Source organism: Flavipsychrobacter stenotrophus (assembly GCF_002954265.1).
Taxonomy (GTDB): domain Bacteria; phylum Bacteroidota; class Bacteroidia; order Chitinophagales; family Chitinophagaceae; genus Flavipsychrobacter; species Flavipsychrobacter stenotrophus.
The window spans coordinates 45516-67789 of sequence record NZ_PPSL01000001.1; the positions used below are offsets into that span (position 1 = coordinate 45516).

Below are 22274 nucleotides of genomic sequence, written 5' to 3' on the forward strand. Positions count from 1 at the left end.
GGATATGTTTTTTGGAGGTCGTCTGAACCAGGATTTTCCTGATGCCAGTTACATTTCGTCTAAAAGAGTTTTACTCTTTAATTGTGCTTCAGGTCAGGTAACTAAATGGATAATGCTTCTCAACTCTTTTTCCACAAACGGCAAAAAAGATATTTAAATATGCGCACTTTAATTATTTTTGTTGGAACTTGATGGCTGAATGGTTTTTAGCCATGGTAAACTTACCAAATACACACACAATGATCAAACACATACTTGCCCTTTGTCTTGTTTTTCTTTGCATTGCTTCGGCCCAGGGACAGACGTTGCGTATAAGAAGCAACAGCGTTGAGAACCTGCACATTGTAGCCGTTGGTATAGATAAGGATGGCCATACCACTACGCGTATGTTGTATGACTTTACCGGTGATCATTACCAGCGTCTGAGTTTGTTTGAAGAGAAGTATGGTTATGATTATTTCCACAATAAGGAAATGAAGCATGAGGGTCTTGATCCTACCTGCCGCTGGACCAAGTTGATGATCTACGATGCGAGCAATACCATCTACGACACTATAGATATTACCAAGGCCGATAATAAGGTGCATATTGGCCATGCCGCCATATGGGCTAAGATCAAGATCCGCCGTGAAAGGGATTATATCCTTACTGATGTGATCATCAATGATGATATTGATGGATAGTATTTACTAAATGATATTTGAAACGCCCGCTCTTATGAGCGGGCGTTTTTTGATTTCAGAAGTTTCAATTTTATTTATTTATGTAAAACTAGATTTTCTTCTACTACTGTTACCTAATGAATCAATGCTGTTTTGCTAGATCGGGATACAATCTATTTAGTTTTGTAAGTTCGTCTTGTGCATCAATTCTACGATAAATATCACTCAATGCTTTAAAGCAATGGATAGATCGTTTTGTTGTTTTCAGTGTTTCCTTTAAATCTGCAATTGCAACATCAACTTTGTGGTTAATGAAGTACTCATATTCACTAGACATTGCAGTGTGAAATTCATCTTTTCTTTTATCCACATTTTTGGCAGTCCTCTCTAACAGCTCTTTTAAGGTCAGTTTTTCATCACTATTTAAATCAGATTTCCTTACCAAGCACTTGAAATATGCATTAATGTGATGTATGTTTGATTTTGACTTTTTGAAATTTTCTTCAGCTAAATTCAAAGCTTTTGAATAGAAACCTTGTCGCAAATAAACACTAACTAGTTCACGTTTGCTTCTTGAGTGATTTGGGTCGCTTGATAATACTTTTGTGAAATATTCTTCTGCTTTTTCCATTTGATCTGAGTTTCTATAATAGAACCCCATTAAGAAATTATAGTCTTTTAGATTGTTATATTCATTTTCATTTATTTGAGTTTTAAAGTACTGAATTTCTTCAAAGAATTTGTCCTTATTACCCTTTCTGTGATCTTTACAGTAGGCAGAACACAACCAATATTTTGTTTCTCGAATAATCTGGCTGTCAAACTTATTGCCAAACTGTAGTATTTGATTAGATAGGTCGATAACAGTGTCATAATTGCCCTCATAATATTCCCTAACAATAGATTTTAGAAAGAAAGAAGGAATGAAGTATTTACTTGGAATGGGTTGTTTCGCTTTGATCATGCTTTCTAACGAAATTAAAAATTCAGAATAATCTGTATTTTCATTTAGTTCCAGAGGTTTTTGTAGCGATTTACTAACAAACTCTTTTAGATTAAGATTGTATTTATTTTCTAGTTCTAATTGGGACCTATTGATATAGTCTGACACAGATGTATTTAATTTTAAATACTCATGCGTAGAACTGACATTATAAAATAAGCTCAAATCAAAGAGTTTTTGTAATGACCTGCTCACTTCTTCATTGTTTCCAAATATTTCGTAGATAATGTCATAACTAATAATTTCTATCTTAGACAGAGCAATTAATATTTGAATGCAAAGGGTATCGTCACTTAAGAAATCCAGTAGTGCTAAGACATTATATTCATCCAATTCTTTGATATCACTGACAAGCTTTTTGGCTTCATGCAATGATAGTGACTTGATTAAATTTATGGCATAGGTAACTTGTCCGGGAATACCGTGTAGATGATTTAAGAAAAATTTAATATCATCTGTATTTAACTTAATGTCATAAGCGTGTAATGATTGTATGAATAAAGTTCGAATGTCATTGGGCGACAACTCATCAACTTGAAAAGATGCAATTTTTCCACTATCATTGGTCTGCCTGAAATTTGGTCTATATCTCGATATTAAACAAATATTAACCTGATTGTAAAAATCTTCATGACTCAATAAATCGTAGAACCAGGGAACAATAATAGTGTTAGGCAATATGATGCCTCCGTCGTCAACGATAAAAATGATTTCATTTTTACTTACAAACTTTTTAATTAGGTCTTTTGCTATAGTTATTTTTGTTTCGAGAGTCTCCTTCGAAAAATCATACTTGAATATTTCTTTTGTTTTTTCTATGAAATTCAATTTGTAAATGAAATCTTCAATACTCTCTTTTGAGTTAATTGGAATGTATACAGGCTCGTACCATTTATCAATAATATTTGCCTTCATCATAGCATTTTTCAAAAATGTTCGTCTACCAATTCCATCAAAATAGCTATATGAAATCAAGCAGGATGGAATCACATTTTCTGCATTGTATAGTTTTTCCTCGAAGTTGCCCAATAGATTGTTTCTGCCAACAAATGAATTATTTATATTTTTTAGATGCGTGTATTTTTGGAAATCGGATTCCCTGAGCAACTGAGTGATTTTTTTTAGAATCAAAACCTGATTGTCGAAATACTGAATATTGTACGGTTTCTTAATCCAATTTGGAATTCTTTCGTCATTATAAGTTATCGTTTTATCGATAATTAATGGGAAAATCCTCGATATCTTTTGTCTGTCTATTAAATGTTTTGCCTGCGAAATTTCCTTTTTTACCCATTCTGAATTTAATGCGTTATCAGAAATGAACAATACAAAAACATCTGTTGATTCTAGGCCAGTAAAAATTTCATCTATTGATTTTTCTCCAGCTTCAAACGTTAATGAATCATAATGGCATCGATTTCTACCGAGTTGTTTAGCTATAATTTCAACAAGATTTTTGTCTGCACTACTGTGTGATAAAAACGCTTTTGCCATTGTTTTTTATATCAAATGTATATTATTATATTAGGGTTGTCTCGAATTGGGGAAAAGATTTTTTTAGAATACTACCTAATACATTTGAGAGCAATTAGGAACTAATATTTATGTCTAAAGAAGATCGTTTCAACGTTCGTTCATTAAAATTATTTACAGACCACTTCGAGTCAAATTGTGCTTTTATCTCGATAACATTCTTTTCACTTCTTCTCAGTTTCCATCAGGCACATTTTTCTACCCCTCCCATAAACTTTTACCACGACAGATACAATGTTTGCCGAAGGGTTTATAAGGGAGCGAGTTGGATTGTCTCAAAACGAATACGTCGGGATGTTCGGGTCATAGCCCCGTTAAACTATTTCGTCACGATAGCGCTACGCCAATTCTCGCGACAGGTTGGATCTTATTGTAAAAGCCTGCCCTTTTCGGGGCAGGCTTTTATTGTATTATCTAAGGAGGTTGCTGAAAAAGCCACCTTACTTTTCCTTCAGAATTTTATATGAGTATCCATTGATAGTTACAATGTAAATACCTGCGTTCAGTGCGGTAACATCAATATTGATTTCTTTGCTATTGGGCTGTTGTTTGTAAACTACCGCGCCAAGCATGTTTGTAATTACTATTTCTTTCAACAATTCTGTGCCACTGGTAATTACCAATCTATCGCTGGTGGGGTTAGGGTAGATGCTAATGTCAGCGCCTGCATGTTCAGCGCCTGGTATGCCCAGCGTTGGATCTTCTCCTATCACGCGAATACGATGGTTGACGCCATCTCCTATAAATATGCGGCTATACTTGTCTATGAAAATACCCTGTGGGAAGTTAAGCTTTGCAGCAACAGCGGGACCTTCGTCTCCTGTGCTGCCTGCAGTTCCTGTACCCGCGATGGTTGATATGGTATTTGTGCTCCTGTTTAGCTTACGTACCCGGTAATTATCAGCATCAGAAAAATAGACATCTCCGGAATTGTCAACAAATATATACTTTGGTGCTCTTAGCTGTGTAGCTGTTGCTGCAAGGCCGTCGCCATTATACCCCAAAACGCCTGTTCCTGCTATGGTGGTAATGATGCCTGCGGTGTTAATCATACGGATGCGGTTATTGATGGCATCAGCGATATAAATATTTCCGGCGGTATCTGTACAAACACCTGCCTCGCGGTTCAGGCTTGTAGCTGTAGCTGCCACACCGTCACCGGTATAACCGGCACTTCCGTTACCAGCTATTGTGCTGATAATACCCGATGGTGCAATTTTACGGATCGCATTGTTATAATTATCCGCTACCAACACATTGCCAGTACGATCTACAAAAACACCTTGTGGTTGGTTCAGCGTTGCACTGGTTGCAGGGTTCCCGTCACCAGTGTATCCGGCAGTTCCGTTGCCTGCAATAGTAGTAATGATACTACCTACTTCGCTGACGGTGATCTTGCGAATGCGATTGTTGTTCATATCCGCGATATATATATTGCCTTGAGCATCCAGGTTGACAGCAATAGGCATGTCTAGTTTTGCCGCAAGCGGTGATCCACCATCTCCGCTGAAACCTGCAACACCTGTGCCTGCTATGGTAGTTACTATACCTGAAGAAGATACCTTGCGTATACGGTTGTTGAGTGCGTCGGCAAAATAGATATTACCTGCTGTATCTCCCCACACACCATATTGGGTGTTCAAATTTGCTGCAGTTGCGGGAGCTCCGTCGCCGCTATATCCTGCTGTGCCAGTACCGGCGTAAGTGTGAATGTTTTGTGCGGAAACCGTGCCTAATGAGCACATAAAAAATGCAAATAGCAGTTTTTTCATAGTTATGAATTTTCAATGAAAGTAGTAAATAATGTAAATAACCAAAAGTTTACTTTTTTTATCAGAACCAGATTCCAGACGGGGCATAATTTTTTTGCCCCTTTCATAAACTTTTGCCATGACAGATACAATATTTGCCAAAGGATTTATAAGGGAGATGGATAATGAGACGGCTTCTACTAAAAAATGTATTGAACGCTTTAAGATGGAACTGTTTGATTATAAGCCACATGAACGGTCTATGATAATGGGGTACCTGGCGTTGCTTTGTGCTGAGATACCGCTGTGGATAGTGGCTATCATCAATGATGGCGAGATAGACCTAGCCACTTTTGAGCACCTGCACCCCAAAACTACTGAGGAAATAGTGCTGCATTTCACCGATAATGTGGCGAAGGCTAAAGAGGCGTTGGCCGGAGTGACAGATGGTGCTCTGGATGCTAAATTTGAATTGAAGGCTAATGGAAAGGTAATGGTGAGTGCTACCAAACGCGAACACCTGGAATCGACTATCAATCATATGGTGCATCACCGCGGACAGTTAACTGTGTATATGCGGCTAAATGAAATATTGGTGCCTTCTATTTATGGGCCATCGGCGGATGAGAAGGGTTTTTAATTCGCCTACCTTAAATATTATTGTATTGATCTATATTCGTATCTGCCTCATCGTATGTGAGGCCAGTGTATGGAGCAAGATCTTGAAGCACTTAAGAATATTACTAAATACTGGCGTATCTACTTATTGGTGGGTGGTTTTGCAGCTGCATTCAGTGTATTGTTCGTTATATTCAGCATAGATATCTGGGGGACTAATCCGGGTGATGAATTGCTGGAACATAGGACAGGAATTTTTATAGTGATCCTGGCCGTGGCAATGCTTTTTTTTCCGTGTCGCATCATCTTTTTGCTCTGGTCTATGTTGAACAGATATGAGGATAAAATGCTGAATCCCCGGATGGCAGTTTTGTTGTTGCTGGTACCTGTTGTGAATATAGTGGGCGTATGGTTTGCAGTTCATAACCTTACAAAGTCGCTGGATCAATTTGTGCTGAAACATAATCTGCCTGTGCGGATAAAAGCTTATAAACCCTCGCTGGTGGTTGTTTGTGTGGTTTTGGCAGGCCTGAATGTTGTACTCTTCTTTAATCTTAATTTTCTGTTCGGATCTATATGGTTGTTGGTACTTGTTGCATTTGAATTGCGGAGGGTGGGGATGCTTGTATTTAGCAGTTTTGAAGAGGGTGAGTGAGAGTGTCTGAAAACGAATACGCCCCGATGTGCCAGTCGGAGACTGGCGACCGCTCAAACGTAGACAGAGTCTACGCTTAACTGCGATTAACATAAAAGCCTGCTCTTGCGAACAGGCTTTTACGAAACCAGTTTTTACTTTTAAGTTTTTACTTTTCAGTTGACTTAGTATGCCCTTGCAAAAATCACTCTCTGTGTAGATGGGTTGCCGGTAAGGATGCATTTCCCTTCTTCCAGTGCGTTATTCAACGGGATACACCTGATGGTGGCTTTAGAGAGTTCCTTGATCTTGTCTTCGGTCTCGCTGGTGCCATCCCAGTGTGCAGATATAAAGCCGGATTTTTCATCGAGGGTCTTGATGAATTCCTCCCATGTATCAACCGTGTGCATATTGTCCTCACGGAATTTCAATGCTTTGTTGAACATGTTGCTTTGAATATCTGTCAACAGGTGCATGGTGTGATCGGCCAATGTATCGAGCTGTATAGATGTCTTTTCCTTAGTGTCGCGGCGCGCCACTTCTACCAGGTTGTTCTCTATATCGCGGGCACCCAGGACTATACGCACAGGCACACCTTTCAGTTCGTATTCTGCAAACTTCCATCCCGGACGGGTATTGTCGTCGTTGTCGTACTTCACGCGCACGTTCTGCTTGCGCAGGGTAGCCATAAGGTCGGCAGCTATACCATCTATTTTGGCGGTTGTAGCAGCATCTTTATTGTAAATAGGTACAATAACTACCTGCAGCGGAGCCAGCTTTGGCGGCAGCACAAGACCTTCGTCATCGCTATGCGCCATTACCAATGCGCCAATCAGGCGGGTAGACACTCCCCATGAGGTAGCCCAAACGTAATCCTGCTTGTTTTCCTTGTCGCGGAACTGAACATCGAATGCCTTGGCAAAGTTCTGGCCCAGGAAGTGCGATGTGCCTGCCTGTAGTGCCTTACCATCCTGCATCATCGCCTCTATGCAATAGGTATCTTCTGCACCGGCAAATCGTTCGTTAGCGGTCTTTACACCTTTAATAACCGGCAGTGCCATGTAGTCTTCAGCAAAAGCTGCGTATACATCCAACATTTTGGTCGTCTCGTCTATCGCTTCCTGCTTTGTAGCATGCGCGGTATGGCCTTCCTGCCACAGAAACTCTGTAGTGCGCAGGAACAGACGGGTACGCATCTCCCAGCGCACTACATTGGCCCACTGGTTAATGAGCAAAGGCAGGTCGCGGTAGGACTGTATCCAGTCTTTATAGGTATTCCAGATAATGGTCTCAGAGGTTGGACGAACGATCAGCTCTTCTTCCAGTTTAGCGTCGGGGTCAACAATAACACCACCGCCATTGGGGTCATTCTTTAACCTGTAATGGGTAACTACTGCACACTCTTTGGCAAAGCCTTCTACGTGAGCGGCTTCCTTACTTAAAAAGCTCTTGGGTATAAATAGCGGGAAGTAGGCGTTCTGGTGACCTGTGGCTTTAAATTGCCTGTCGAGCTCATCGCGCATATGCTCCCAAAGAGCATACCCGTGGGGCTTGATGACCATACAACCTTTTACAGGTGAATAATCGGCTAATCCGCCCTTCAGCACTATATCGTTATACCACTGGGAGTAATCTTCTTGTCTGGTTGTTAAAGTTTTTGACATAATAAACTTGGCACGCTCTTGGCGGTCTCTATTTTGGTAAAGTGTAGCAAAAGTAGTAATTTCAGTATAGCTTTTTATTTAAAACTAAAAACAATGAAACGGTTTCTTTTTGTCGGTTGTCTGTTGCTGGGTGTAGGGCAGTTGTCTTATGCGCAGGTAGATGATATCTATGCCAATGGCAGCGATCAGCGCCAGGGTACATATGATAACAGCAGAAATAATAGTGGGCAGGGTAATTATAACAATAGTGACCAGGGATATAATGGCGATGCTTATAACAGCTATAATAATCCTGATGACTACATTGATGAGGATGAGGATGTGAGCTATAGTTCTTGCATCAGCCGATTCAACTACGGATTTTACAACATGGGTTATTACAGCATGTTCTATAACCCGTTCTGGTACAACAGGTACTGGTATGACCCTTACTATTCATGGAATCCATGGCGTTCCAGCTTCGGACTTAGCTTCGGCTTCGGTCCATACTGGTCATCGGGCTGGGGTTATAACAGTTGGTATGGATATAGTGCATGGGGTAGCTGCTGGAATTACCCTTACTACGCTTATGGCGGATGGGGTGGTGGCTACTACGGTGGCGGTGGCTACTGGAACAGGTACTACAATACCGGCGATAACCGCTACAACAATGGCGGTGTGCGCAATTCACCACGTCAGCTGGGTTATGCAGGTGCAGGTGGTACAAGAGGTAATAGTGTGCGCCCGGGCAGTGGCTTAAGGCAGGCTAACAATGGGTACACCGGAAGGCCATCGGCTTTTAACAATAATAGCTATACTGCTACGCAGGCTCCACGTGGGCAGCAATACAATAATGGCAATAACCAGGCTGCAGGTGGCCGTCAACGTAGCGGGTTCTCCCGTTTGTTTGGCGGTGGTGGCAGAAATGACCAGGCCCGTGGCGGCAATTATAGCAATGGCGGTCGTAATGGTGGTGGCTATTCTAATAGCGGTGCTACCCGTGGCGGTAATGGCGGTGGCCGTACAATGTCAACCCCTTCCCGTGGTGGATTTGGTGGTGGCGGCGGCGGTCGTACATTCGGTGGTGGCGGAGGAAGTCGTGGTGGCGGAGGCCGCAGATAAGCAGATCAAATATTGATAGAAATACAGAGGCGTTTTATGCGGTGCATAAAACGCTTTTTTGGTTAGAGTGGCGAGACAGAGTGTCTCCGATAGACTATATCAGAGTTACCGTAGCACTAGGGACAAATTTCAAAGCGAATACGTCCCGATGAGCCGGTTGAGCGTAGAAGCACTCTACGCTCAACGATCTGAAACTAAAAAAGCATGACACTTTTGGGGGTCATGCTTTTAGAAATATTGGTTGGTTGTTATTGATCAATAATCGATGGTGGCTTGTATGCCCCTGTCTATCAGGGCTTCGGCCTGTGGACGGAGTGTTTCGAAGGTGCCGCGTTTTACAGAGTATTTGCCCGCGTTATGTATGATCATAGCGCATTGTTCAGCCTGGTGTTCGTTGTGTCCGCAGATCTCGATCAGTGATTTTATCACCCAGTCAAAATCGTTTACATCATCGTTCCAGACAATTATGTTATGCAGCTGCTCGACAACCTCGTCTACCGCTACATCTTCATTTTGTTCCCACTGTGGGAGTCCGTTATTAAATAGCCTGCTCATAATACAAAAATAATGAATAAAATTTTAATAATCTGAACGTTAACAAATGTTGGGTTTATTCGGGGAAAACCAGCCTTATACGGTAACCACCTCCCCCCGATATTCTGCTGAAAAGGCAGAATATCGGGGTACTCCTCCTTCAAAAGGAGGAGAGTGTGTGGTGAGCGCGTTTCAAAGAGAGCCGCCCCGTTGTATCATGCTTCCCTTCCCTTTAATTTTTCAAATTACTTGTTCATGTACAACACTTCCTTTACCAGCTTTAGCGTACGCTCTACGTTGGGCAGGTAGGCGGCAACCAGGTTAGGGGCGTAGTGCATGTTGGCATCGGCAGTAGTAATGCGGCGTACAGGTGCATCGAGGTAGTCAAATGCTTCTTTCTGTATGCGGTAAGCTATTTCAGAGCCTACGCTGCCAAATGGCCACTGCTCTTCTACTATTACCAGGCGGTTGGTCTTTTTTACAGACTCCACTATGGTATGCCAGTCGAGCGGACGTATAGTGCGGAGGTCAATAACTTCAGCGCTTATGTTTTCCTTGGCCAGTTCGTCTGCAACGCCCATAGCTACCTTCATCATCTTATTGTAAGATACAATGGTAACATCGGTTCCTACGCGTTTTACAGCGGCCTTGCCTATAGGTATCAGGTATTCTTCTTCAGGCACTTCGCCCAAATCTCCATACAAAGATTCACTTTCCATGAAAACAACAGGATCATTATCGCGGATGGCTGATTTCAGCAAACCTTTAGCATCATACGGATCGCAGGTAGAAATTACTTTCAGGCCGGGAACATTGGCATACCAGTTTTCAAAAGCCTGTGAGTGCTGCGCCGCCAGCTGTCCTGCAGAGCCATTAGGGCCGCGGAACACCATAGGTGAGCTGAACTGTCCGCCGGTCATCGAGACCATTTTAGCGGCATGGTTCACCACCTGGTCAATAGCCAGTTCGGCAAAGTTCCAGGTCATGAATTCTATAATAGGACGGGTATTGTTCATAGCCGCACCCACGCCTATAGCTGCAAAGCCCAGTTCGCTTATGGGGGTATCTATCACTCTCTTCGGGCCAAACTCATCGAGCATACCCTGACTTACTTTGTAAGCACCGTTGTATTGTGCTACTTCTTCACCCATCAAAAATACGCTCGGATCGCGGCGCATTTCTTCTTCCATTGCCTCTCTTAATGCTTGTCTTAACGCTATTGTACGCATTGCTTAACTATTTTTATAAATATCTGAATTCTGAATTCGGGTACTGCTATTCTGCTAACAGGGTGCAAAGGTAATGGGTGCATTTCAAATTTTCACACTCTTGTTGTTGAGGCCTCACCCCAGCCCTCTCCAAAGGAGAGGGAGAGCCGATGGCCACGCTATCGCGTGGTATTATGCAAACTATTTTTACTGCTTATTTTTTATCCCTTCCAAAAGTAACGGTACTAAATGATTCTTCCATCTCAAATTTCAAGGTCAAAACATCGTCGGTCAATGTTACAACGTCCATTTGTATTTTGCTACCTTTTCCCTCGCCGGTCAGTTCTGTCATTTCCAGCTGCTTGTCGTTTATGAAGTGCCACTTGCTGGTATCGGAGCGAAAGCCAAATGAAATGGCTACCATACTGTCGGTAAAAAAGTCGAAAGTGGTATTGTGAACTGCCATTGCCTGTAATTGCTCAGCGCTGTCGTGCATTAACTGCAGGCCATGTCGAAGGCTGTCGACATTGGTGGTTTGATATAATTCCAGGTTGGTAGCCGCATTGCCATTACCCCCAAGGGTATCAATATCGTGCTGGCTTGATTTGAACATACTGTCCAGCTCTTTGATATGTGCTCCATACCATCTGCCCGATATCATTTGTTTCTTGTCGTGCTTACAAGACACTACAAAGAGCGATAAAAGCAATATTGATGTGACTATGATCCTCATAAAAGTGTTTTGCAGTGGTTATTTTTCAGGGTTAATGATTGCTTTGGTATCGAGGTCGTTTAAAGTAAAGTTATCATCCTGTTTGGTGAGCAAAAAACCTTTGTGGCCTTTTGCTGGCATATCTATCGTGAAGAACTTGGGAGCATACACATTCTGCTGAAAAAGTATCTGCACATTCACCTGACCTGCATGTACCTTTGGGACAATGCAGTAGTTCTTACCATATCTGGGCTGCATAACGCTGTCGATCTTTACATAAAAGGGTACTGATTTGTCGCCTTGTATATATAGATATGCATCCTGAGCAGTAGCGTGGGTTGTGGCAGCTACAAATAAAGTGATAGTAATAATAAGGTTGTGGAGCTGCTTCATTGGGTGGGTTATTCCATTTCTATTAAAACAGCGCCCTTTTCTACCGCAGTGCGCTCCACAGCTTTTATAGACTTAACAGTGCCGGGGGCAGCTGCCTTCAGCATGTTCTCCATCTTCATTGCTTCCAGTATGATCAGTCCATCGCCTTTGCTCACAACCTGTCCCGGCTCTACCAGTACTTTCAATATCATACCCGGCATAGGTGCTTTTACCGGTTCTGCTTTTTGCATAGACTTGAGGTCCATACCCATGTTGGTGAGCAGCTGGTCAATTGGTTCCTTTATAGCGGTAGTATACTGCTGGCCGTTTACTCTTATTGTTACCTCTTTGTTCTTTCTGTCAGTTTTTTCAATAATGGCAGTGTAGCTTTTGCCGTTGAGCAAAACACTTATAAGGCCATTGGGCTGCATGCTTATGTCCGGATCGGCATTATTGTCGTTGATTACCCACTGACCATCATTGTTGGTAATGGCGTAATTATTCTTTTCATTGACAGATACCTGCAGCATGAGCTATTAGTTTTTAAGTGCAACAAAAGTAATGAACTTTATAAAGTGATGGTTGATAGTGGAAACAAAAGTTTATGTGATTGTTGCCGATGAGTTGTGTGTGTGCAACTGTACATGACGTTACTGTTGGTGCAGGCAATGGGAAAGGATTGAGTAAGAGGTGGGTGCGGTAAGCAGGGTAGCGTATATAGAGATGAAAATTGTTATTTTTAAGTGGTTAGCAGCTAATTGTATTTTGTGATTTTAAAGTATGTTTTGCGGGGATAATAAGCATATTTTTAGCTATATTTTTTATTTTTTGAATTTCTTTATTGCATAACTTTGCGTCCGCTTATACGAAAAGTAAGTCCAACCATTGACAAAGAATCTGAATAAAACAACGGTAGCAGGCCTCATCATAGCTCTGGGTATTATTTACGGCGACATTGGTACCTCTCCGCTATACGTTATGAACTCAATCTGCAACGGCAGGATCATTGATTCGGAACTGATATTAGGGGCTTTGTCATGTATCATATGGACACTTACCTTACAGACAACGGTTAAGTATGTAATGCTTACACTGAAGGCTGACAACAAGGGTGAAGGTGGTATATTCTCATTATTTGCATTGGTAAGGAGGCATGGTAAATGGACGGTAATACCAGCCATGGTGGGTGGTGCAGCACTACTTGCCGATGGTATGATCACGCCACCCATTTCGGTCACATCAGCAATTGAGGGGTTGCGTAATATACCTCAACTACATGACCTGGGGGTAATGACCATTGTTTATATAGTTATCTCAATTCTGGGTGTACTCTTTTTCTTTCAGCAATTTGGTACCTCGACCATTGGGAAGGCATTTGGTAATATTATGCTGCTTTGGTTCCTGATGCTGGGTACATTGGGGCTCTACCAGCTGTATAAGGTGAATGATTTTAATATTCTGAGGGCGTTGAATCCATATTATGCCATTCGTATTCTGACTGTTTACCCTAAGGGTTTCTGGATATTGGGTGGTGTTTTTCTTTGTACTACGGGAGCTGAGGCGCTGTATTCAGATCTAGGACACTGCGGAAGAGCTAACATCAGGTACTCATGGATATTCGTTAAGACGTGTCTGATACTTAATTACCTGGGTCAGGGTGCGCAGATGCTGGCACTGTCGAGCGGACAAAAATGGAGCTCAGCAGTAAGGAATCCGTTCTTTGATCTGATGCCGCATTGGTTTCTTTTATCGGGTATCATCATAGCTACAATAGCTGCAATTATTGCCAGTCAGGCTTTGATATCTGGTTCATTCACGCTAATAAGTGAGGCCATAAAGCTGAACTTATGGCCTAAAATGAAGATCAATTATCCTACGGTAGAGCGTGGACAATTGTTCATCCCCGGCATCAACCTGCTGTTGTTTTTGGGTTGTACTGCCATTACCCTATACTTTCAGCGTTCATCTAAGATGGAGGCGGCGTATGGATTGTCTATCACTATCTGTATGATCATGACATCGGTATTGTTCTCTTACTACATGTTTGTGAAGCGGGTACCCATCATTTGGATAGCCAGTTACCTGGCAGTTTACCTGACCATTGAATTTGCCTTCTTGTATGCCAATCTGGTAGAGAAGTTTATAGAGGGTGGTGTGGTAACGATAATAGTGGCCGGTGGTTTGTTCATGACCATGTTCATATGGTTTAAGAGCAGGAAGATCAAAAACAGGTATGTGGAGTTTGTAAGGTTGGAGAATTATGTGCCGGTCATACAGGAGTTGAGCCATGATATAGGGATCAACAAATATGCTACTCACCTTGTGTACCTGACCAGTGCTAATAATCCTAAGGAAATAGAGCATAAGATCATTTATTCTATTCTATACCGTAAGCCAAAGCGGGCAGATATCTATTGGTTTGTACACGTAGATGTATTGGATGACCCGTACACGATGGAATATGTGGTGCAGACGATCGTTCCAAATGAGATCATAAGGGTGGAATTCAGGCTTGGTTTCAGGGTGGAACATAAGATACAGACGATGTTCAAGAGGGTGGTGGAAGAAATGGTGCAGAACAAGGAAGTGAACATTGTGAGTCGCTATGAGTCGCTGAGCCGCAATAATGTGATGGGCGATTTCAGGTTTATAGTCATGGAAAAGTTCCTGTCTCGCGATAACTCATTGCCATTATGGGAGCGCCTGATGATGCGTGGGTACTTCCTGCTGAAGAAGGTGAGCTTGTCTGAGGAGCGTGGTTTTGGGCTTGATCCATCTGATGTGACGCTTGAAAAATATCCACTTATAGTATCGGCAGTGCCGGATTATAACCTGAAGAGGATGGAGGAGTAATAAGTAAAAACTTAGAACTTAAAAGTAAAAAGTGTGGCATGAGCGAGCGCCTTAGCCCTCCATGTTTTAATGAATATTGACCTGTAATTATGAGGATTGACCTGATTGTTACAAAAGATCGGTCTAAGTGGTATCAGTAATATGTATAAATTTGGAGCGTTTTATATAGTATTGTCTTTCTTATAATTAGTACACCCATTACATATGATGCGAATTGTTTCCCGTGAAGTTATCAGGCGAGTTTTACTACTATTGGCCATCAGCATAACGTGCTTTTCTTCCTACGCGCAAAAAGATATTGGCCAGATGACAGGCCGGTTGAATGTGGTGAAGAATGATTCGGAAAGAGTAGATTTATATGCAGCAATTGGGAAATATTATCAATATTCTCAGCCCGATTCGGCAACCTATTATCTTACTCAGGGCATTAAGCTTTTTACTTCCAACAGCTATAAAAGGGGTGTTGCTTCACTAACAAATTTGTTGGGGAGAATAGAAGCTAATCACGGTAATGTAGTGATGGCGAGGCGCAGGCAGAATGAAGCGCTAAAGATATTTGAAGAATTGGGTAATAAGAAAGGTATTGGTATTACGCACAATGCATTGGGCATTCTGGATGGCATGCAGGGTAATAGCGACTCAGCTACTAACCATTTTATTATTGCACTGAAGCTATATAAAGAATTGGCTTACACTTCCGGAGTAATAGATGTTTATATAAACCTTGGAAAAATAAATAGCGAATTGAATAATTTTGACAAGGCGTTGGCATACAATAATGCTGCACTTGACCTTATTGTCGATACTATTGAGGTGACAAGCCGAAGTAACCTGTATAACAATATCGCGATCATATACGGCAAAAAAGGAAATCTGAATAAGGCGCTTGAGTACTTAAATAAGGCCTTGAAGCTGAGTAATAAAAATGAATATATTGATGTTTACGTTTATTCACTTTTGAATATCGGTATTGTATACACCAGGTTTGGCGACCCTGCAAAAGCATTGACTTATCTTAATGAAGCACTGAAGATAACAGGGGAAAAACAAATGATAGCTGAACACGCCCGCATACTCATAAATATTGCCAGTATTACAGGGCAAACTGAACCACTGAAGGCTATAGTGCAAATGAAAGAAGCGCTCTTAATAGCCCGGCAGATAGGGGACAAATCAATGCTCGAAGATGCATATTCTGAATTGATAGATCTAAGTAAAGATGCAGGCGACTACAAGTATGCAGTAGAGGTAATGGAGGAATTTAAAAAGTATCAGGACAGTACCTCGGGGATAGAGAAAAGTAAGGCTATAGCCAACTTGCAAGCGGTATATGAACTGGAACAGTCGAACAATAAGTTGACCCAGTTAACATTGACCGATCAGGCACATACATTGAAGCGGAATATACTGCTAACAGTTGTTGTATGCCTTGTCATGTTTATTGTATTTATTCTTCTCTATCTGAATAAGACGAGGCAGTTGTATGCAGTACTTTCAAAAAAAGAAGAACAATTGGAGAATTCGAATAAAGTAAAGGACAGGCTTTTCTCCATTATTGGCCATGATCTGCGCAGCCCCATTGGGAATATCACATTGATACTTGATCTGTTGGAAGCCGAAAGCGCAAATGAGGATGATCAGAAACTACTTCATTCGCTAAAGGATCAGGCATCTGCTTCTTTAGAGACGCTGGACAAACTGTTGTTCTGGGGTAAGGCCCAGATAAGCGGTAACAGAATAGAAATAGTAGACTTCGGTGCATTAGAACTAGTAGATAAGAACATCAGGTTACTAAAAATGGGAGCTGATCAGAAGCAAATAACCATTGTGAATAAAGTGGACCAGGGGATAAAAGTTCGTGGGGATGCCTCTCATTTTGATTTTATTATCCGGAATTTGTTATCCAATGCAATCAAATTCACCAGTGCAGCAGGCATGATAGAAATAGATGCTGATAACAATTTAAGGGTGGGGTACACAGTGGTGTCTGTGAAGGATAATGGTGTTGGTATTAAAGCTGAGCGGGTACAACATATTTTTGAGCCTTTTGTGAATAATACAATTGGGACTGCTATGGAGAAGGGAAATGGCATAGGTCTTATGCTTTGTAAGGAATTTGTGGAAGAGAATGGGGGGGAGATATGGGCAGAAAGTATAGAAGGCGCAGGCACAACATTTTTCTTTTCATTTAAGACTGTGTGACAGCCGGTAGACTTTACTGAATTTTTACATTTAAAGCGATTGTGTTTGTAGCGCTCAAGATACGGAGATAACCACCGCCCCGCCGGTATAGGCAGTGCCGGATTATAACCTGACGAGAATGGAGGAGTAGTAAGTAAAAACTTAAAAGTAAAAAGTAAAATGGTGGGTAGTCTAGTCTGATTAATTACTATAAACAAAACAGAATTGCGCACGAAACGCGAGATATTAATAAGGGCTGCAAGGTGCAGCCCTTATTAATTTATATATTTACAATAAAAAGAATGACGTTGATAAGGTGTCTTACAATCATATTTTTTTGCTTTTCTTATTTTCTTGCCGTTGGTCAGGACACTACGGTAAGTAAAAGAACATTGAATAAATTATTCAGGACGAGTATCGCAAGAAATCATGATAAGCCTTTTAAAAAATATCAGTGGTCTGTTTGCCTTACAGATAGTTCGTTTTTAACTGCAGACACAGTAAGAATGTTCAACCACAATACTCACTACGAAAAACTATGCTGTGAAGGGACGGATTTGCAATTTTTTAAAAAACACTTTTGCTATAAACGTAAAACCCATGACTGTGTTGGACTTTGCTCTTTTGATGTAACTGACCCAGTTTGGCAGATTACTCTAAAAAAATCAGGTAATAGATTACATCTGAAAATCACGAAAACCGACAAAACTACCTATGATTTAATCGTGTTAAAGATCGAATATTTCCCAACTGCTGATCATAATAAACATGCCCTTTTAACTTTGATTAAAGCACATTGATTATTACCCTAACATTATTGGATTAAAATGGAGAAAATTTGCTGACATATAAATATGGATAATGAAAATATGCATTGTGCTTTCGTTCTTTGCCGTTTTAAGCTGCTCTTTCATTTGCTCTGCGCAACAAATAGATACTGCAGGTGCAAGGAATATTCAGCTGGATAGTTTTGTGGTGAAGAGCGGTTTTAATATGAACTCGTTTATAAAGCGGGTGCAGAATGATACTACTTTTTATAAGGCGTTTAAGAGTATGCACCTGGTGCCGTTTAATGCAGTGAATAGTTTTACGGCATTTGATAAGAAGGGTAGGGTAATTGCTTCGATGCATACTAATGCACAGCAAAGACTTAATGCTAAAAGATGCCGCACTACTACGTTTTCTAATCAGACAGTGACGGGTGATTTTTATAAAAAAGATAAAAAGACCATTAACTACTACACGGCTGAACTGTTCTATAATCTCTTCTACTCCGACAAGCCTGTGTGTAATCAGAATGATATTGTAGCGGGCAGCATGGTGCTGAAGGATAAGAGTAGAATGGAGAAGAATAAGTATGAGTTGAAGCAGCTGATATTTAACCCAGGATCGAAGGTGGAGGGTGTGCCGTTCATGGGGGATAAGGCTTCGATATTTGATGCTGATGAGGTTGATAAGTATGACTTGAAGATAAGCCAGGAAGTGTATGACAGTGAAGAGGTGTATGTGTTTAATGTAACGCCGAAGCCTGAATATAAGAATAAGGTGGTCTATAATGAGCTGAAAACATGGTTCAGACGGAGCGATTATAGTATTGTAGCGCGCGATTATTCACTTTCTTTCAATACGCTTTTCTACGACTTTGATGTGCACATGAAGGTGCGCATGAGGTTGATGAATAACAAGCTATATCCTACATTGATCGACTATGATGGCAATTGGTCTGTGGCCACGCAAGGTAGGGAAAGGATGAGGGTAGTGATGAAGATAGCGTATTAGTGGGCTTAAAAAATGACTATGTTTTAGCATAAAAGATTTGACAACTCTTCGGAGAGTTGTCAAATCTGATTTGGACCATGCCGACTAGTGGGGTAACCACCTCCCCCAATGTTTCGGCAGAAAAAGCCGAAACATTGGGTACAGAGCTACGCTCGTGCCGTCGCCGGCACCTTCAAAAGGAGGAGAGTAGATGATGTATTTATCGTTTTAAGCAATAATAATGCTGATACTTTGAAGGTTCAACTACAACCCTGCATAACTAACACTGAACATGCTGGCATAATTGTCTGCAAATAGTTTGGCATCGGGGCCGGGCATGTGGATAGTATTGAGGGTGGAGAAGTCGATAATGTTAGGTGATTTGAACAGGGCAAGTACATTGGCGGCGAGGTGAACGTGATTCTCTGCACCGCTGCCCACTGTTATAGGGGTAGGGAAGGTGAGCGTAACTGTTTTCAATACATTATTTACTCCTGAGAAGCCGCCGGCATGCATGGCTATGGCATTGTTGGCCTGTGGTGATCTGGGTGATACGCCTTCAAATTTCAGCATGACATAGCCTGTTGTCCAGCTCCAGAACATACCATTTATTGGATCCAATGGGCCGGATTGCGTGCCTGTAACATTATGTGCACTATCTACACCTATGGTGAAGGTAATGCCGGTATAGGTGCCGTAGGGTACATTGGCCAAATCGAATATATGGGATGAAGAAAGGCTTTGTTGCACCAAGTGGTAGCTGTAGTCTTCGGTGTAGGTAGCGGAAGCAGAATTGAGCTTGATGTTGCTGATGTAATAGTTAAAAGTTGTTACCTGGAAAGAATCGTTGTGCTCGTTCCTATACCATTGGTTGCCCATGTTCAGGCTGCTGGTGCCTACCATGTTGAATACTTCAATTTTTACATTGGCGCTATCAGACACTGGAGCGACAGGCAGTATGATATTTTTGTCTTTATAGCGGCAGGATGTGAAGGCTGCAGTGGCTAAAAGAACAAGGGTAATTATGTTTGTTTTCATTGTTTGATTTTTAAAGTGTCTGGAAATATCATTGTAGATATAGAAAGTTGCTTACATAGACATCCGATACCTTCGGCATCGTTTCTCAAATTGTATCGGGTTTGGCTATAGATATCTGATACCTTCGGCATCATGACATAGTAATGGCTCATTAATTTAAATAGTTGTGTTGAAACCCGGCGCTACCTATCATATCTGTTTGCCTGTAGGCTTTCTGGACGGGTTATTAAGAGTGTTTAATGTATTTGGTAGGGCGGCCGAGGAAGGCTTTTTTGCAGGTCTCGCTGCAGAAGCTGATGGTGTCGCCGTTGTAGATGGTTTGCTCTGTCCATGCTTTGTCGTAGGGCATTTCGCAAACGGGGTCTATCTTGCCTTTGGGCGCCTCAGGTTTTGCTGCTAGTGTTTCTGTGGTTGCAGGAGTGCCCTCTGTTGTTACCGTTTTTGGGGTGTTGCCACATGAGGCAAGAAAGAGTATTGTTGTTATAAGAATGATGGTACGCATGATGTTGTTGTTAGATTGTGTGAAGTACTGCTGTAGGAGATTTGACAACTTTCTAAAAAGTTGTCAAATCTGATGATGAACAATATGAAGATTACAGAACATTATCTTACACTAAGGTACGTAGTTAAAATAGATCGTTTTTTCTGCTTCGGTGCCGGTGTGGTCAACTTCTACTGTTAGTTCCAGTTTTAGTGTTGCGGCAGTGGTAGCAGTATCTACCCAGGTACTGTTTATTTCGAAATGGTCATTGTGTACGTGCTCATCTTCATCATACAGTATGTTGCCGGTGGCACTGTCGGATATCTTGAGTTCATACCCGTGTAATTCCGATGGATAAGAAACGGTTGCCACCATGTGCATGGTATCTCCGCTGCGGAATACCTGTGCAGGAACGGGGGATGTGATGTTGATGGTTACCTTGCCAGCATCAGGGGTAGTGGTGTCTTTTTTCTGGCATGCAGAAACAGTAATGGCAAGAATAAGTATGATCAGTAAGTGTTTCATAAAAATTGATTGTTTTAGAATAATAGAAAAATGCCGCTTTCCACTTTGTAGTTGGCGGTAACGTAGCCGCTGCTGTAGTGTTGTGCGAGCGGTAATTGATAGTTAATGCGTGCACCTAGTCTTTTGTAGTAAGCCTGAATGCCTGCGGTTGCATATAGCATATATCCACCCGACTGTTCGTTGAGCCACTTCCGGTTGTAATTGTCATAGTCGTGCAGGGTATACTCATAGCGTGCGCCCAATACCGGCATAATGGCAAACTTCTTTACCGCAAATGAGTAGAAGGCCATAGCACCGGCATTTAACCTGTTGCCATACCTATAGCTGTCTTTGCTGGTGGTGGTAAAGGTGTAAGCTGCATCGGCATTAATACCTGCACTTTTGCGACGTAAGGTATAGTTGGTATTGACCATAAAATCTACCGAACCGGTGCCGGGCTGCATGTTGGGCAGCCCTTGTTTATCGAGCTGGCTAAGGCTGGTGTGGCTGCCTGTGGGCAGTTTTATTCCACCGCCTGCCAATAGCTGGTGTTGTAGCTTTTTGTGCTCCTTGTTGATCAATATCCTGTTTACCAAGACCGATATATCACCAATGCCTGAGTGTAATGCATCAGCACTATCCTGCCGATGGATATTGTACTGATAGGGAACAAATGCAAATAGCTGGTAGTGCTTGCCCATATTATACCTGCCCCACACCTGAAAGGTGTTGTAGTACTCGCGGGAGTGCTCGTAAGGCCGGTTTTCATAAGCAGAGGGGTGCGCACTTGACAGGTAGGTACTCATGTACTGTAAGCCTATAAAATTATAGTCGTATCCCGGCAGTACACCCAGGAACTGGTTGCTGGCTGAGCAGCCGCATACATCGCATGCTTTCGCAGGCATGTATATGCAGATTGCCAGGAGCATTGAAAGAATGATCCTTTTCATTGGAGTTGTTTAACTCAGTGAGGTAAATGGTTGGTGTTGGTCAGGGCGTTATTAAGGATGGTTTTTAAAGGAGTACAGAATACGCAGATAAATACCGTTCTCTGAGTTTCGGCTCAAAAAGCCCATACCCAGATAACTCATGGTTTGAAACGAGTAGAGTGAATAAATAGATCATTTCACAACGAATACGTCCCGATACTAGATTGCTTCGTTCCTCGCAATGACCATCTTTTTAAACCAATAACGATTTACGCTGCTACAGATGGTGGGTGGAATATGGGGAGGGGGATGGTGTAGCCAAACATGTGCTGGCCTACCGGAGTGTGGACTGAAGATAAAGATGGTATAAAGTGTTGCGGGGCAGAGAATGCAGGCGTAACTACGAATACAAGCGTTTCGCTTTTCTCTGTTTTAACCGGTGCCTTTTTGGATGTACTATTCTCGTCTACTTTCTTTAGCTGTTTGCGGAGGTAGCATTTACCACAGCATTTCTTTTGTGGTTTGTTGCGGTTTTCGCAGAGGTTCTGCGCAATGTATGCCTTATTTACCTGGTAATACCCCCACACACCCAGCTGTATCACACATTGGGTAAGCAACGATAAAAAGATAATAATGGCAACAGCTTTTTTCACACGGCAAAATTAGGGGTTAGGGTTTATGTGGCAAAAGGAAAGTTTAAACAACTAATGTAATAGACGAGGTTGCTGTGGTTTTCCT

Annotated in this window: 21 protein-coding genes; 8 read left to right on the forward strand and 13 right to left on the reverse strand. The window is 41.8% G+C overall.

What is annotated here, in order from left to right; genetic code table 11:
* Positions 1-239 precede the first annotated feature (239 nt).
* On the forward strand, positions 240-683 hold the full coding sequence (locus tag CJD36_RS00205) for a hypothetical protein (RefSeq protein ID WP_133162428.1): 444 nt from the start codon (positions 240-242) through the stop codon (positions 681-683).
* 121 nt (positions 684-804) lie between these two features.
* On the opposite strand, the gene CJD36_RS00210 is transcribed toward CJD36_RS00205, so the two are convergent.
* Together CJD36_RS00210 and CJD36_RS00215 are read right to left on the reverse strand one after the other, a co-directional pair.
* Positions 805-3159: a toll/interleukin-1 receptor domain-containing protein gene (locus CJD36_RS00210; protein ID WP_105037104.1), complete on the reverse strand. Its 2355-nt coding sequence runs from the start codon at positions 3157-3159 to the stop codon at positions 805-807.
* A gap of 479 nt (positions 3160-3638) precedes the next feature.
* Complete coding sequence (locus CJD36_RS00215; protein ID WP_105037105.1) at positions 3639-4970, reverse strand: NHL domain-containing protein; 1332 nt, start codon at positions 4968-4970, stop codon at positions 3639-3641.
* A 118-nt stretch (positions 4971-5088) separates the two neighbouring features.
* On the opposite strand from CJD36_RS00215, the gene CJD36_RS00220 reads away from it, so the two are divergent.
* Both CJD36_RS00220 and CJD36_RS00225 read left to right on the forward strand, forming a co-directional pair.
* Positions 5089-5589 carry a DinB family protein gene (locus CJD36_RS00220; RefSeq protein WP_105037106.1) on the forward strand — a complete coding sequence of 167 codons (501 nt, stop codon included), beginning with the start codon at positions 5089-5091 and terminating at the stop codon, positions 5587-5589.
* Positions 5590-5658: 69 nt separating this feature from the next.
* On the forward strand, positions 5659-6222 hold the full coding sequence (locus tag CJD36_RS00225) for a hypothetical protein (RefSeq protein ID WP_105037107.1): 564 nt from the start codon (positions 5659-5661) through the stop codon (positions 6220-6222).
* Between the two features lie 164 nt (positions 6223-6386).
* Here the strand turns inward: CJD36_RS00225 and proS are convergent, their stop codons facing one another.
* Complete coding sequence (gene proS / locus CJD36_RS00230; RefSeq protein ID WP_105037108.1) at positions 6387-7865, reverse strand: proline--tRNA ligase; 1479 nt, start codon at positions 7863-7865, stop codon at positions 6387-6389.
* Between the two features lie 93 nt (positions 7866-7958).
* Between proS and CJD36_RS23105 the strand changes: the two genes are divergently transcribed.
* Entirely contained in the window at positions 7959-8966 is a 1008-nt protein-coding gene (locus CJD36_RS23105; protein WP_161499156.1) for a hypothetical protein, read from the forward strand.
* A 255-nt stretch (positions 8967-9221) separates the two neighbouring features.
* Here CJD36_RS23105 and CJD36_RS00240 read toward each other — a convergent pair whose 3' ends face one another.
* The 5 genes from CJD36_RS00240 to CJD36_RS00260 all read right to left on the reverse strand — a co-directional run bounded on the left by CJD36_RS00240 (position 9222) and on the right by CJD36_RS00260 (position 12322).
* On the reverse strand, positions 9222-9521 hold the full coding sequence (locus CJD36_RS00240; protein WP_105037109.1) for an ATP-dependent Clp protease adaptor ClpS: 300 nt from the start codon (positions 9519-9521) through the stop codon (positions 9222-9224).
* A 224-nt stretch (positions 9522-9745) separates the two neighbouring features.
* Positions 9746-10729 (reverse strand): pyruvate dehydrogenase complex E1 component subunit beta, encoded by a 984-nt coding sequence (locus CJD36_RS00245; RefSeq protein WP_105037110.1) that lies wholly within the window; start codon positions 10727-10729, stop codon positions 9746-9748.
* Between the two features lie 193 nt (positions 10730-10922).
* Positions 10923-11441, reverse strand: coding sequence for a hypothetical protein (locus CJD36_RS00250; protein ID WP_133162429.1), 519 nt, complete (start codon positions 11439-11441; stop codon positions 10923-10925).
* Positions 11442-11459: 18 nt separating this feature from the next.
* A complete protein-coding gene (locus tag CJD36_RS00255; protein ID WP_105037112.1) occupies positions 11460-11813 on the reverse strand; it encodes a hypothetical protein in 354 nt (117 codons plus the stop codon).
* An 8-nt stretch (positions 11814-11821) separates the two neighbouring features.
* Positions 11822-12322, reverse strand: a complete 501-nt coding sequence (locus tag CJD36_RS00260) for a biotin/lipoyl-containing protein (protein WP_105037113.1) — start codon at positions 12320-12322, stop codon at positions 11822-11824.
* Positions 12323-12677: 355 nt separating this feature from the next.
* On the opposite strand from CJD36_RS00260, the gene CJD36_RS00265 reads away from it, so the two are divergent.
* From CJD36_RS00265 to CJD36_RS00280, 4 genes are all read left to right on the forward strand, one after another.
* On the forward strand, positions 12678-14645 hold the full coding sequence (locus CJD36_RS00265) for a KUP/HAK/KT family potassium transporter (RefSeq protein WP_105037114.1): 1968 nt from the start codon (positions 12678-12680) through the stop codon (positions 14643-14645).
* A 204-nt stretch (positions 14646-14849) separates the two neighbouring features.
* Positions 14850-16847 carry a tetratricopeptide repeat-containing sensor histidine kinase gene (locus tag CJD36_RS00270; protein ID WP_105037115.1) on the forward strand — a complete coding sequence of 666 codons (1998 nt, stop codon included), beginning with the start codon at positions 14850-14852 and terminating at the stop codon, positions 16845-16847.
* 371 nt (positions 16848-17218) lie between these two features.
* A complete protein-coding gene (locus CJD36_RS00275) occupies positions 17219-17626 on the forward strand; it encodes a hypothetical protein (protein WP_133162430.1) in 408 nt (135 codons plus the stop codon).
* A gap of 61 nt (positions 17627-17687) precedes the next feature.
* On the forward strand, positions 17688-18605 hold the full coding sequence (locus CJD36_RS00280; RefSeq protein ID WP_105037117.1) for a LolA-like protein: 918 nt from the start codon (positions 17688-17690) through the stop codon (positions 18603-18605).
* Positions 18606-18848: 243 nt separating this feature from the next.
* Here CJD36_RS00280 and CJD36_RS00285 read toward each other — a convergent pair whose 3' ends face one another.
* The 5 genes from CJD36_RS00285 to CJD36_RS00305 form a co-directional block, all read right to left on the reverse strand.
* Positions 18849-19622: an MbnP family protein gene (locus tag CJD36_RS00285; protein WP_105037118.1), complete on the reverse strand. Its 774-nt coding sequence runs from the start codon at positions 19620-19622 to the stop codon at positions 18849-18851.
* A gap of 226 nt (positions 19623-19848) precedes the next feature.
* A complete protein-coding gene (locus CJD36_RS00290) occupies positions 19849-20124 on the reverse strand; it encodes a YHS domain-containing protein (protein WP_105038012.1) in 276 nt (91 codons plus the stop codon).
* Positions 20125-20235: 111 nt separating this feature from the next.
* Complete coding sequence (locus CJD36_RS00295; RefSeq protein WP_105037119.1) at positions 20236-20628, reverse strand: hypothetical protein; 393 nt, start codon at positions 20626-20628, stop codon at positions 20236-20238.
* A gap of 14 nt (positions 20629-20642) precedes the next feature.
* On the reverse strand, positions 20643-21557 hold the full coding sequence (locus CJD36_RS00300) for a hypothetical protein (RefSeq protein ID WP_105037120.1): 915 nt from the start codon (positions 21555-21557) through the stop codon (positions 20643-20645).
* 248 nt (positions 21558-21805) lie between these two features.
* Positions 21806-22189: a hypothetical protein gene (locus CJD36_RS00305; RefSeq protein WP_105037121.1), complete on the reverse strand. Its 384-nt coding sequence runs from the start codon at positions 22187-22189 to the stop codon at positions 21806-21808.
* Positions 22190-22274 lie beyond the last annotated feature (85 nt).

Excerpts from the sequence above, each read along its gene's own strand:
- CJD36_RS00205 (WP_133162428.1), top strand. The coding sequence starts at position 240 with ATGATCAAACACATACTTGCCCTTTGTCTTGTTTTTCTTTGCATTGCT.
- CJD36_RS00210 (WP_105037104.1), bottom strand. The coding sequence starts at position 3,159 with ATGGCAAAAGCGTTTTTATCACACAGTAGTGCAGACAAAAATCTTGTT.
- CJD36_RS00215 (WP_105037105.1), bottom strand. The coding sequence starts at position 4,970 with ATGAAAAAACTGCTATTTGCATTTTTTATGTGCTCATTAGGCACGGTT.
- CJD36_RS00220 (WP_105037106.1), top strand. The coding sequence starts at position 5,089 with ATGACAGATACAATATTTGCCAAAGGATTTATAAGGGAGATGGATAAT.
- CJD36_RS00225 (WP_105037107.1), top strand. The coding sequence starts at position 5,659 with ATGGAGCAAGATCTTGAAGCACTTAAGAATATTACTAAATACTGGCGT.
- proS (WP_105037108.1), bottom strand. The coding sequence starts at position 7,865 with ATGTCAAAAACTTTAACAACCAGACAAGAAGATTACTCCCAGTGGTAT.
- CJD36_RS23105 (WP_161499156.1), top strand. The coding sequence starts at position 7,959 with ATGAAACGGTTTCTTTTTGTCGGTTGTCTGTTGCTGGGTGTAGGGCAG.
- CJD36_RS00240 (WP_105037109.1), bottom strand. The coding sequence starts at position 9,521 with ATGAGCAGGCTATTTAATAACGGACTCCCACAGTGGGAACAAAATGAA.
- CJD36_RS00245 (WP_105037110.1), bottom strand. The coding sequence starts at position 10,729 with ATGCGTACAATAGCGTTAAGACAAGCATTAAGAGAGGCAATGGAAGAA.
- CJD36_RS00250 (WP_133162429.1), bottom strand. The coding sequence starts at position 11,441 with ATGAGGATCATAGTCACATCAATATTGCTTTTATCGCTCTTTGTAGTG.
- CJD36_RS00255 (WP_105037112.1), bottom strand. The coding sequence starts at position 11,813 with ATGAAGCAGCTCCACAACCTTATTATTACTATCACTTTATTTGTAGCT.
- CJD36_RS00260 (WP_105037113.1), bottom strand. The coding sequence starts at position 12,322 with ATGCTGCAGGTATCTGTCAATGAAAAGAATAATTACGCCATTACCAAC.
- CJD36_RS00270 (WP_105037115.1), top strand. The coding sequence starts at position 14,850 with ATGATGCGAATTGTTTCCCGTGAAGTTATCAGGCGAGTTTTACTACTA.
- CJD36_RS00280 (WP_105037117.1), top strand. The coding sequence starts at position 17,688 with ATGAAAATATGCATTGTGCTTTCGTTCTTTGCCGTTTTAAGCTGCTCT.
- CJD36_RS00285 (WP_105037118.1), bottom strand. The coding sequence starts at position 19,622 with ATGAAAACAAACATAATTACCCTTGTTCTTTTAGCCACTGCAGCCTTC.
- CJD36_RS00290 (WP_105038012.1), bottom strand. The coding sequence starts at position 20,124 with ATGCGTACCATCATTCTTATAACAACAATACTCTTTCTTGCCTCATGT.
- CJD36_RS00295 (WP_105037119.1), bottom strand. The coding sequence starts at position 20,628 with ATGAAACACTTACTGATCATACTTATTCTTGCCATTACTGTTTCTGCA.
- CJD36_RS00300 (WP_105037120.1), bottom strand. The coding sequence starts at position 21,557 with ATGAAAAGGATCATTCTTTCAATGCTCCTGGCAATCTGCATATACATG.